Raw genomic sequence first — 11,873 nt, 5'->3', positions numbered from 1 at the left:
GGCGCGTGTATCCAGCCGGCTTTCTGTAGGAGCGCACCCAGTGCGCGACCGCCTTTCGCGCCGGTCTGCATGTTCATCGTGTCGATGGGCGAAGATTTTTGGCGTTGTACTTGTTGGTTTATCGTGACCGGGCTCGCCTGCGGTGTGCTTCCGAGCCGTTGCCGCGGCCCGGGTCACTTTCTCGTCGCGTAGACTCCCTTGTAGGAGCGCACCCAGTGCGCGACCGCCTTTCGCGCCGGTCTGCATGTTCGTCTTTCGATAGACAAAGATTGTCGATGTTTCGGTTGCATTCTTCCTTATCGCGGCTTGGCTCGCCTGCGGCGGGCTTCCGTCCTCCTGCCGGAGGCCGGGTCACTTTCTCTTGCTTGCCCAAGAGAAAGTAACCAAAGAGAACGGCACCCCGCGTGGCGCTGCCTGGGCGATGCCCAGCCAGTGCGTGAGGGGCGGCCGGGCTTTTCGACCGGGCTCCTGCCCGGACGAAAAGTGCCCGACATCCCTGTCGGGCACCCCTGCGGGGCCTATTCGTCCACCCCTCACCGCCCCACAGGGGATGGGGGAAGGCTCGTGCCGCGGAGCGGCACATCGCGAGCGACAACCTCCCTCTCTCTGTAGGAGCGCACCCAGTGCGCGACAGCCTTTCGCGACGGTCCGCATGTTCATCGTGTCGATGGGCGAAGATTTTTGGCGTTGTACTTGTTGGTTTCTCGTGACCCGGCTCACCCGCGGCGTGCTTTCGAGCCGCTGCCCTGGGTCACTTTCTCCGCATGGTGTCCCCTTGTAGGAGCACACCCAGTGCGCGACCGCGCTTTCGCGCCTGTCTGCATGTTCATCGTTTCGATGGACGACGATTTTGGCATTGCACTTGTTGGTTTCTCGCGACCGGGCTCGCCTGCGGCGGGCTTCCGCCCTCCTGCCGGAGGCCGGGTCACTTTCTCTTGCTTGCCCAAGAGAAAGTAACCAAAGAGAAAGGCACCCCGCGTGGCGCTGGCCGGGCTACGCCCAGCCAGTCCGTGAGGGGCGGCCGGGCTTTTCGACCGGGCTCCTGCCCGGACGAAAAGTGCCCGACGTCCGTGTCGGGCACCCCTGCGGGGCCTGATCGTCCACCCCTCACCGCCCCACAGGGGGTCATTGAAGGCTCGTGCCGCTGCGCGGCACATCGCGTCGAGGAGCTGAAGGCCGCCGTCCCATTCTGTAGGAGCGCACCCAGTGCGCGACCGCGGACTGACAGGGTTGCCTCGATCCGCGATGGGCGCGACTACCGCGGCATGTTCCGGCGTGGCGGTCGCGCACTGGGTGCGCTCCTACAGAGATAGGAGAGGTTTTGGCGAGCCCCCCCCCTCACCCGAGCCCTCTCCTCGCTCCTCAAAGCCGCGGCCATCCATGGCCGCTCCCCGCGTGCCCCGGAGGGGAGAGGGGGAAAGGGTGCGGCAGCCCATAGGCTTCATCACGACTCAGCGAAGTGGCTTTAAGTCCTCTTCGCGTCGGCGCGTGGCGGTATAGCGGCTCCGTTCGAGGTAGTAACAAGCGCATCACGGCTGGCCTCGATCGGCCGACGCTTCTATCCCACGTACTGCCATGAGCCTTGGCCCTGAAGGCCATTTTCTTTGGGTTACTTTCGACGCGAAGCTAGTCCCCGTGGGATCTTTGACTCCGGGCGTTCCGCCCTCCGCCCTGCGGGCCGGCTTCGCCGTTCGCACGCAAAGAGCGCGTGCGTGGGCCAGCAAAAGAAAAGTGACTCGAGCGTCCCACGGGACTAGCTTCGCGTCGTCCCACGGGACTAGCTTCGCGTCGTCCCACGGGACTAGCTTCGCGTCGCCGGCAGGACGTCGAAACGCCCGCTGCGTAGGCGGCAACCTGGCCGTATCGCGACAGCCGAAGACTGGACACTACTGGATCCCGGCCTGCGCCGGGATGACGACCATGGAGGCTGTCGCGAAAGGCTGTCGCGAAAGGCTGTCGCGCACAGGGTGCGCTCCTACAAAGGGATGCGGGGGGGCGGGGAATGGGGGCGACGGGAAGCCGTTGCCGTCCGCGTCGGATTTCCGTCAGCCTGCCTCGGGCACCCTGCCAAACACTTGCCCCATCCCTCGCAAATCCAGCAACGGCGCGGCTTCCGCCGCCCCCAACCCCCGTGGCACGCAACTTGCTCAAACCCTCCCGCGGCCCCCGCCGCAGGAGCGAGCAATGAGTTCGATCAACGACAACCTGTTCGGTTTGCACACGCAGGCGCTGGATCTCTGGCAGCGTCGCGGCGAGGTGCTGGCCAGCAATCTGGCGAATGCGGACACGCCGGGTTATCTCGCGCGCGATGTCGACTTCAAGCAGGCGCTGGCGAGTGCCAGCGGGCAGGGCGATGGGTTGGCGATGAGCATCACGCAGCCGGGGCAGATCAACCCGCAGGCGCAGGCGGCGACGCAGCTGGCCTATCGCGTGCCGACGCAGCCGAGCATGGACGGCAACACCGTCGATGCGCAGGCCGAGCAGGCCAACTTCGCCGCCAACGGCGTGCACTACCAGGCCAGCCTTTCCTTCATCACCGCGCAGATCCACATGCTGCGCACCGCCATTACCGGGGGCCAGTGATGTCAATGTTCAAGATCTTCGATGTTGCAGGGTCCGGCATGGCGGCGCAGTCGCTGCGCCTCAACACCGTGGCCAGCAACCTCGCCAACGCCGACAGCGTGTCGGGCACGCCCGAAGGCGCGTATCGCGCGAAGGAGCCATTGTTCTCGGCGGTGCAGCGCGCGCTCGGTGGCGCGGGCAATGCCGATGGCGACAGCAGCGTCGGCGTGCAGGTGAAAGGCGTTACCGAAAGCCAGGCCGACGTGCAGGCGCGCTATGAGCCCGGCAACCCGATGGCCGATGGCGACGGCTACGTCTACGGCAGCAACGTCAACCCCATCGATGAACTGGTGAACATGATTTCCGCTTCGCGTTCGTACCAGAACAACGTCGAGGTGATGAACACCACCAAGCAGCTGATGCTCAAGACCCTCGACCTCGGCAAGTAAGCCGGGAGGAAACCCACGTGTCCACGATTCCAAGCAACAGCAGCACCACCGGCTCCAGCGCCACGACCGGCACGTCTAACGTCAACTCGGCGCTGTCCAGCACCATGACGCAGGCCGACTTCCTGAAGTTGATGACGGCCCAGCTGCAGGCGCAGGACCCGACCAATCCGGTCGACAACTCGCAGTTCGTCTCGCAGATGGCGCAATTCAGCCAGCTGTCGACGACGCAGCAGCTGGATACGGACCTGCAGACCTTGAGCAGCAATATCAACTCGGCGCTGCAGACCTCGCAGGTGCTCAGTTCGTCCAACCTGGTGAACCGCCAGGTGATGGTGCCCTCCAGCACGATGAGCTACGACGGCACCGGCAGCATGAAGGGTGCGGTGAACGTCACCGCGGCCAGCAGCGTCACGGTGCAGGTGCTCGACGGCAGCGGCAACGTGGTGCGCACGATTCCCCTGGGTTCGCAAAGCACGGGCCTTTCCCAGTTCACCTGGGACGGCAAGGACGACAACGGCAACACGGTGGCCAGCGGCAACTACACGCTCAAGGCAACCGCCGGCAGCAGCACGCTCGACACCTACGTGACCGGCACGGTCACCGGCGTCGGTTACGGCGGCGATTCGGTGGGCACGTATCTGCAGGTCTCGGGCGTGGGCGGCGTGTCGCTCAGCCAGGTGGCACAAATTCTTTAAACGCTCGCTGCGTTTACTTACGAGGAACCGAACATGGCACTGAATACAGCGCTCAGCGGCATCAATGCGGCCCAGTCCGATCTCAACGTCATCGCCAACAACATCGCCAACGCGAACACCACGGGCTTCAAGGGTTCCCGCGCGGAGTTCGCCGATGTCTTCGCGGTGACCGGCCTCAACCTCAATTCCACGGCCGTCGGCAGCGGCGTAATGCTGCAGAACGTGGCGCAGCAGTTCAACCAGGGCGACCTGCAGACCACCGGCAACAGCCTGGACCTGGCCATCAACGGCAACGGCTTCTTCGTGGTCAACAACGGCAATGGCGCGCAGTACACCCGCGCCGGCGATTTCATGAAGAACTCCAACGGCTACGTCACCACGCCCGATGGCGCTCGCCTGCAGATCTACCCGCCGAACGGCGCGGGCGGCTTCGACATGAGCACGCTGTCGGACTTCAACTGGGTGACGGCGCAGAGCAATGCCACGGCCACGTCGGCCATCACGCTGGCCTCGAACCTCCCCGCCAGCGCCACCGTGCCGACCGGCGCGTTCAGCACCACCGACTCCACCACGTACAACAACGCGGCGCCCGTGACGGTGTACGACTCGCAGGGTGGTTCGCACCAGGCGACCATCTACTACGTCAAGACCGGCACCAACACCTGGGACGCCAATCTCTACGTCGACGGCCAGAGCGCCGGCACGCAGCCGATGACCTTCGACAGCACGGGCAAGCTCACCACGCCGACCAACGGCACGCTTGCCTTCAACGCCGTCAACCTGGGCAATGGCTCGTCGCCGCTGACGCTCTCGCTCGGTGTCACCAACCTCACGCAGTACGGCACCGACTATGCGGCCGGAAGCATCCTGCAGAACGGTTTTGAAGCGGGCACCCTGACCGGCATCGACATCGACGAAAAGGGCGTGATCACCGCCACCTACTCGAACAACCAGAGCACGCAGATCGGGCAGGTGGCGGTCGCCAATTTCGCCAACGTGCAGGGGCTGCGCCAGCTGGGCAACACCACCTGGGCATCCAGCACGGATTCCGGACCGGCGGTGATGGGCACGGCCAGCTCCGGCGAGTACGGCAACATCAAGTCGGGCGAGCTGGAAAGTTCCAACACCGCCGACACCACCGCGCAGCTGGTCAACATGATCCAGGCGCAGCGCGACTACCAGGCGAACGCACAGGTGCTGTCCACCGACAACACGCTGGCCTCCGCGCTGTTCAACGCCGTATCGCGCTGACCATGGACCGTTCCGTCTACGTCTCGATGACCGGCGCCACGCAGATCATGCGTGCGCAGGAAGCGGTGAGCCACAACCTGGCCAACGCGTCCACGGTCGGCTTCAAGAGCGAGCTCACCGCGTTCCAGAGCGTGCCGGTGCTGGGGCAGGGTTCGCCCTCGCGCATCAATGCCGTCGCGCAGGGCGTGGGCCAGAGCTTCACCCAGGGCTCGCAAATCGACACCGGGCGCCCGCTCGACGTGTCGGTGCGCGGTCCGGGCTGGATCGCGGTGCAGGCGCCGGACGGTTCGGAAGCGTACACGCGCGCGGGCGACCTGCAGCTCACCGCCGACGGCGGGCTGGTCGATGCGCGCGGCAACCCGGTGATGGGCGGTTCCGGTCCCATCACCATCCCGCCGGCGGCGGAGATCAACATCGGCAGCGATGGCACGATTTCCTCGGTGCCGCTGGGCCAGGGGCCCAACTCGGTCACCACGCTCGATCGCCTCAAGCTGGTGAATCCCGACGCGGCGCAGCTCGTCCAGGGCAGTGATGGCCTGATGCATATCGCCGGCGGCGGCACCGCCGATGCGGATCCCACGGTGACGGTGGCCTCGGGCGTGCTCGAAGGCAGCAACGTCAATCCGTCGGCGGAGCTCGTGAAGATGATCGCGCTCTCGCGCCAGTACGACATGCAGGTGAAGTCCATCAAGGCCTCCGAGGACAACGCCGATTCCGCCACCAAGCTGCTTCAGTCCAACTGAGCCAGGAGAGTCCAAATACGGTTGGTACGCCCGCGCCGGTTCTGTTTGCCTGCCAGACCAGGAAGAACGAGGGAATGTATGTCGATACGTGACGCAGTGATGACGCCGGCTGGCGGGCAAACAGAGCCGGCCCGGAGGGTTGGTTTCATGTGCCCGCCAGGAAGCGATGCACGGCTTGAGCTGACGGCCAGTCAGCCCCGCGCCACGCCCCGTTCCCTGGCGGGCACATGAAACCAACGCAGGCTACGTACCAACCGTATTTGGACTCTTTCCAGGAGTAACCGATGTTTTCTTCCTTGTGGATCGCCAAGACCGGCCTCGATGCGCAGCAGACGCGCATGGACGTCATCTCCAACAACCTGGCCAACGCCAATACCACCGCGTTCAAGAGTTCGCGCGCGGCGTTCCAGGACCTGATGTACCAGAACAAGGGCCAGCCGGGCGGCCAGACCACCGAGCAGACGCTGTCGCCCTCGGGCCTGATGCTGGGCACCGGCGTGCGCGTGGTGGGCAACGAGAAGTTGTTCACCGAAGGCAACATCACGCAGACCGGCAGCTCGATGGACGTGGCCATCCAGGGTCGCGGCTTCCTGCAGGTGAGCATGCCCGACGGTACCGTGGCCTATACGCGCGACGGTTCGCTGCACACCGATGCCAACGGCCAGCTCGTCACTTCGGACGGCTATCCGCTGGAGCCGGCGATCACCGTGCCGCCGAACGTGCAGTCGATGACCATCGGCAGCGACGGCACCGTGTCGGCCACCACCACGGCATCCGCCACGCCGCAGACGCTGGGCACGCTGCAGCTGGCCGACTTCATCAACCCCGCCGGCCTGCAGCCGATGGGGCAGAACATGTATCTCGAGACTGCTTCGAGCGGCGCGCCCCAGACCGGGCAGCCCGCGCTCAACGGCATGGGTTCGCTGCTGCAGGGCTCGCTGGAGTCCTCCAACGTCAACGTGGTGGCCGAGATGGTCAACATGATCGAAACGCAGCGCACCTACGAAATGAATTCCAAGGCCATCAGCAGCACCGACCAGATGCTGCAGGACCTGACCGACAAGATGTGAGCACCGCCATGTCCTTCCGTTCCCTGTCCCGTCTTTCCACTGCGCTGGCGCTCGTGCTGCTGGCGGGCTGCGGCATGCAGCCGCCGCGCGACGAGCACCAGTGGGCTGCCACCATGCCGGTGGAGCAGAACGCGGCGCCGCCGACCGACGGCGCGATCTATCACGCCGAGCAGGGCATGGAGCTGTTCAACGATGCGCGCGCCCATCGCGTGGGCGACATCCTCACCATTTCGCTGGTGGAGAGCACGCAGGCGTCGAAGAAGGCCAGCACCAGCACCAGCAAGAAGGACAACACCGACATCACCGCCCCGACCATCCTCGGCCATGCGCTGAAGGTGGGCGGCAAGGCGGCGGATATTTCCACCGCCGGCAACCGCAGCTTCGACGGCAGCGGCGACAGCAGCCAGAGCAACCAGCTCACCGGCTCGATCACCGTCACCGTGGCGCAGCGTCTTTCCAACGGCAACCTGCTGGTGCGCGGCGAGAAGATGCTCACCATCAACCAGGGGCAGGAGCTGATCCGCATCTCCGGCATCGTGCGCCCGCAGGACATCCTGCAGGACAACAGCGTGCCGTCCACTCGCGTGGCCGACGCGCAAATCGCCTATACCGGCAAGGGTTCGCTGGCCGACGCGAACACGCAGGGCTGGCTGTCGCGCTTCTTCAATTCCAAGTGGATGCCGTACTGATGAACGTGCTGAAGATGGGTTCGTTCCTGCGTGGACTGGCGCAAGGTTGTACCCCCTCCCAACCTCCCCCTGCAGGCAGGGGGAGGGGACTGAAGCCTGCCTTTCCCGCAAGTAGGGGGAAGGGACTGAAGTCTGCCTTCCCTGCAAGCAGGGGGAAGGGACTGAAGCCTGCCTTCCCTGCAAGTAGGGGGAGGGGACCGAAGCCTGCCTCCCCTGCAAGCATGGGGGTGGAGCTGAGGCTTGTCGCAAGCGCTCCCTCCCCTGCACGCAGGGGAGGGCTGGGGTGGGGTGGCGCTCTTGCCTTGCTGCTCTGCGCCTTCATTCCCCTGGCCCACGCCGACAAGATCCGCGACCTCGCGCAGGTCGGCGGCGTGCGCAGCAACCAGTTGATCGGCTACGGCCTCGTCGTTGGCCTGGATGGCAGCGGCGACCAGACCACGCAGGCGCCGTTCACCACGCAAAGCCTCGAGAACATGCTGGTGCAGTTCGGCATCACGGTGCCGGCCAACGTGCGCCCGCAGCTGAAGAACGCCGCGGCCGTGACGATCACGGCGCAGCTGCCGCCGTTCGCCAAGCCGGGCCAGACCATCGATGTCACCGTGGCCTCCATCGGCAACGCCAAGAGCATCCGCGGCGGCGAGCTGCTGATGACACCGTTGCGCGGCGCGGACGGCAACGTCTATGCGATGGCGCAGGGCAGCGTGGTGGTGGGCGGCATCAGCGCGCAGGGCAAGAGCGGTTCCAGCGTGCAGGTGAATATTTCCGCCAGCGGCCGCGTGCCGAACGGCGCGACGGTGGAGCGCAGCGTGGCCTCGTCGTTCGCCAACAGCAATGGCGATCTCATGCTCAACCTCAATACGCCGGACTTCACCACCGCCACGCGTATCGCCGAAGCCGTGAACCGTACCTATGGCGCGGGCACGGCGAATGCGATGGACGGCGGCTCGGTGGCCGTGCGCGGTCCGGCCGACGCCAGCCAGCGCGTGGCGTGGCTGGGCGCGATCCAGGCGCTGGACGTGAACCCGGGTGACGCACCGGCGCGCGTAGTGGTGAATTCGCGTACCGGCACCGTGGTGATCGGTTCGGAGGTGCGCGTGACGCCGGCCGCCGTGGCGCATGGCGCGATCCAGGTGACCATCAGCGAGCAGTCGAGCGTCAGCCAGCCGGAAGCCTTCAGCAAGGGGCAGACCGTGGTGGTGCCCAACAGCAACGTGCAGGTGAGCGAAGACGGCGGCCACATGTTCAAGTTCGGCCCCGGCACCAATCTCGACACCATCGTGCGCGCGGTGAACCAGGTGGGCGCTTCGCCGAGCGATCTCATTTCCATCCTGCAGGCCTTGAAACAGGCCGGCGCGCTCCACGCGGAGCTGGTAGTGATCTGATGGCCATCTCAGGGGACGCCGCCAAAAGCCTCAACACCTGGACGGATCTGTCCGGGTTCGGAGCGTTGCGCCAGACGGCGCAGTCGGACGCGAAGTCCGCCTTGCCGGCCGTCGCCAAGCAGTTCGAGTCGATCTTCACGCAGATGATGCTGAAGTCGATGCGCGAGGCCAGCCCGGGCGACGGCCTGGGCGACAGCGAGGCGGGCAACGCCTGGCGCGACATGTTCGACCAGCAGCTGTCGGTGAACCTCTCGCAGGGCAACGGCCTGGGCATCGCGCAGATGCTGATGCGCCAGTTGGGCGGCGCCTCCTCCTCTTCCTCGGGCGCGGCCGGGGGCGCGAAAACCGACGATTGGCAGCAGCGCCTCGGCACCGTCGTCCATGCGGCCAAGTCAGTCGGCGCCGACGTGGTGAAGTGGCTGCCGCAGGACGCGCAGACATTCGTGAAGGAACTGGCGCCATACGCGCAGAAGGCGGCCGAGAAGCTTGGTGTATCGGTGCGCGCCGTGCTGGCCCAGGCCGCGCTGGAAACGCAGTGGGGCAAGCACATGCCGTCCCATTCCAACGGCGACACCAGCAACAACCTGTTCGGCATGAAGGCGGGCAGCAGCTGGGACGGCCAGAAGGTCAGCGTGCCCACGCTGGAATTCGAGGATGGCGTGGCGGTGCACCGTCGGGCGCAGTTCCGCTCGTACAACAACCCGGGCGAATCGTTCAACGACTACGCCCAGTTGATTGCCGACAACCCGCGCTACGCCAAGGCGCTGAACCACGGCGAGGACGTGGTGGGTTTCGCGCGCGGCCTGGTGAGCGGCGGTTACGCCACCGACCCCTCCTATGCGCAAAAAATCGTGGCCATAGCCAACAGCCCTGCGATGAAAGAAGCGCTGGCGGCACTCAAGAATGTCAGCGCCCAGCCGAACTCCTTCGAATAACGTCAGGGAATGATCCATGTCCAACCTTCTCAGCATTGGCGCCTCGGGGCTGAATGCCGCCCAGGTGGCGCTGACCACGGTCGGCAACAACATCAGCAACGTCAACACGCCGGGTTACAGCCGGCAGACCGTGCTGCAGACCGAGAACATGTCGAACTCCGCCGGTCGCTACAGCATCGGCAGTGGCGTGGACGTGCAGTCGGTGCAGCGCGCCTATAGCGACTTCCTGACCAGCGCGGTGTGGAGCAGCAACTCCGGCATGCAGCGCGCCACCACGTACAACAACCTGACCACGACGCTCAACAGCATGCTGAGCGCCAGCGGCAACCTGCAGAGTGCGCTGGACAGCTTCTACGGCGCGTTCGATACGGTGGCCAATACGCCGGGCGTGGCATCCAGCCGGCAATCGCTGCTGGGCAGCGCCGGTTCCATGGTCACCGTGTTCAACACGCTGGCGCAGCAGTTCACTTCGCAGCAAAGCCAGGTGAACAGCCAGATCGGCACCACGGTGGACAGCATCAACAGCGTGGCCGGCAGCATTGCCGACCTCAACGCGAAGATCCACCAGGCGGGCACCAACGTCCCCAACGACCTGCTGGATCAGCGCGACACCATGATCCAGACGCTGTCGGGATATCTGGGCGTGTCCACCTATGCGCAGGCGGACGGCACCATCAGCGTGTACGCGTCGAGCGGACAGGCGCTGGTCAGCGGGGACAAGTCCTTCGCGCTGTCCACCGGCACCGACAGATACGATGCCTCGCGCACGGTGGTGCTCGACACCACGGGTACGGACATCACCAGCAAGCTCAGCGGCGGCACGCTGGGCGCGTTGCTCGACTATCGCAGCAGCGTGCTGGACAGTGTACAGAACCAGCTTGGCCAGGCCGCGGTGGCGCTTGCCGGCAGCGTCAACACGCAACAGGCCAAGGGCCTGGATCTCAACGGCAACCAGGGCGGCGCGATGTTCAGCGTGCCGGACCCCAAGGTGCTCGCGGCCGGCAACAACAAGGGCAGTGCAAGCGTCGCGGCCAGCATCACCGATGTCTCGAAGCTCACCACGTCCGACTATGTGCTCAGCTACGACGGCAGCAACTGGAACCTCGCCACCACGGCCGGCCAGAGCGTGCCGATGACGGCCAACCCGGACGGTTCCTACTCGGCGGATGGCCTGACCTTCAACCTGTCCGGCGCGGCGCAGAAGGGCGACAGCTTCCAGATCCAGCCTACGCGTGGGGCGGCCAGTGGCCTGACGCTGACGATGACCGATCCGAACGGCATCGCCGCGGCCGCCGCGCTGACGTCCAAGGCGGCGAGCACCAACACGGGCACGGGCAGCATCGGTGCGGTGACGGTGGATGATCCGACCAACGCCGCATTGCTCGGCAACGCCACGCTGAGCTTTCCGACGGCTGGCAGCTATCAGGTGACCGACGGTAGCGGCAACGTGCTTGGCAGCGGCAGCTACACGCCGGGGCAGACCATCAGCGCCAATGGTTGGAGCGTGACGCCTTCCGGCACGCCGGCCGCGAACGACAGCTTCACCATTGGCATCAATGCCAATGGCCTCAACGACACCAGCAACGCGCTGGCCATGGCGCAGTTGGCGGACAAGGGCATCCTCAACGGCGGCAAGCAATCGGTGGTGGCTGCCTACGGCACGCTGACCACCAACATCGGCACGGTGGGCAGCCAGGCGCAGACCAATCTCACCACGCAGACCAGCCTGTACAACCAGGCCGTGTCGTCGCAGCAGAGCGTGTCGGGCGTGAACCTCGACGAGGAGGCGGCGAGCCTTGTGCGCTACCAGCAGGCCTACCAGGCCTCGGCGCAGATCATCTCGACCTCGCAGAGCATCTTCAGCAGCCTGATCAGCGCGATCAACGGATAACGGATAAGAGCCTGTTCAATGCCTGCACGTAGCCCGCGTTGCTCGCCCCTCAAAGCCGGCGCCATCCATGGCGCCTTCCCGCGTGCGGGCCGGGTCTGTTTGTCCACCATCCGTCGTCATCACTCAGTCGTGTGTCGACACACGCTCCATCGTTCTTCCTTGGCTGGCGCGCAAGCAGATCCCGGCGCGGGCCACGTGCAGACATT

At 65.5% G+C, this 11,873-nt stretch carries 10 protein-coding genes; all 10 read left to right on the top strand.

Going from position 1 to position 11,873, the window contains the following annotated elements; genetic code table 11:
• Nucleotides 1-2,184: 2,184 nt before the first annotated feature.
• The 10 genes from flgB to flgK all read left to right on the top strand — a co-directional run bounded on the left by flgB (nt 2,185) and on the right by flgK (nt 11,667).
• Nucleotides 2,185-2,583 carry a flagellar basal body rod protein FlgB gene (gene flgB / locus JMF82_RS07390; RefSeq protein WP_201313891.1) on the top strand — a complete coding sequence of 133 codons (399 nt, stop codon included), beginning with the start codon at nt 2,185-2,187 and terminating at the stop codon, nt 2,581-2,583.
• The gene (flgC, locus tag JMF82_RS07385) at nt 2,583-3,011 is read left to right on the top strand and encodes a flagellar basal body rod protein FlgC (protein WP_201313890.1); all 429 of its coding nucleotides are present in this window, start codon (nt 2,583-2,585) and stop codon (nt 3,009-3,011) included. The genes flgB and flgC overlap by 1 nt, the downstream gene beginning before the upstream one ends.
• Nucleotides 3,012-3,028: 17 nt before the next feature.
• Entirely contained in the window at nt 3,029-3,706 is a 678-nt protein-coding gene (locus JMF82_RS07380; RefSeq protein ID WP_201313889.1) for a FlgD immunoglobulin-like domain containing protein, read from the top strand.
• A 33-nt stretch (nt 3,707-3,739) separates the two neighbouring features.
• A complete protein-coding gene (gene flgE / locus JMF82_RS07375; RefSeq protein WP_201313888.1) occupies nt 3,740-4,957 on the top strand; it encodes a flagellar hook protein FlgE in 1,218 nt (405 codons plus the stop codon).
• Nucleotides 4,958-4,959: 2 nt separating this feature from the next.
• Nucleotides 4,960-5,700, top strand: a complete 741-nt coding sequence (flgF, locus tag JMF82_RS07370) for a flagellar basal-body rod protein FlgF (protein ID WP_201313887.1) — start codon at nt 4,960-4,962, stop codon at nt 5,698-5,700.
• A 284-nt stretch (nt 5,701-5,984) separates the two neighbouring features.
• Nucleotides 5,985-6,770 carry a flagellar basal-body rod protein FlgG gene (gene flgG / locus JMF82_RS07365; RefSeq protein WP_201313886.1) on the top strand — a complete coding sequence of 262 codons (786 nt, stop codon included), beginning with the start codon at nt 5,985-5,987 and terminating at the stop codon, nt 6,768-6,770.
• An 8-nt stretch (nt 6,771-6,778) separates the two neighbouring features.
• A complete protein-coding gene (gene flgH, locus JMF82_RS07360; RefSeq protein ID WP_201313885.1) occupies nt 6,779-7,459 on the top strand; it encodes a flagellar basal body L-ring protein FlgH in 681 nt (226 codons plus the stop codon).
• A 302-nt stretch (nt 7,460-7,761) separates the two neighbouring features.
• Complete coding sequence (locus tag JMF82_RS07355; RefSeq protein WP_307837956.1) at nt 7,762-8,841, top strand: flagellar basal body P-ring protein FlgI; 1,080 nt, start codon at nt 7,762-7,764, stop codon at nt 8,839-8,841.
• Nucleotides 8,841-9,776 (top strand): flagellar assembly peptidoglycan hydrolase FlgJ, encoded by a 936-nt coding sequence (gene flgJ / locus JMF82_RS07350; RefSeq protein WP_201313883.1) that lies wholly within the window; start codon nt 8,841-8,843, stop codon nt 9,774-9,776. Before JMF82_RS07355 ends, flgJ begins: the two co-directional genes overlap by 1 nt.
• A gap of 16 nt (nt 9,777-9,792) precedes the next feature.
• Entirely contained in the window at nt 9,793-11,667 is a 1,875-nt protein-coding gene (gene flgK, locus JMF82_RS07345; RefSeq protein WP_201313882.1) for a flagellar hook-associated protein FlgK, read from the top strand.
• Nucleotides 11,668-11,873 lie beyond the last annotated feature (206 nt).

This window comes from Dyella sp. EPa41 (assembly GCF_016586165.1).
In the GTDB taxonomy this organism is placed as follows: domain Bacteria; phylum Pseudomonadota; class Gammaproteobacteria; order Xanthomonadales; family Rhodanobacteraceae; genus Dyella.
Note: the sequence above shows the minus strand (reverse complement) of the source record. Positions and strands in the feature narration are given on the sequence as shown.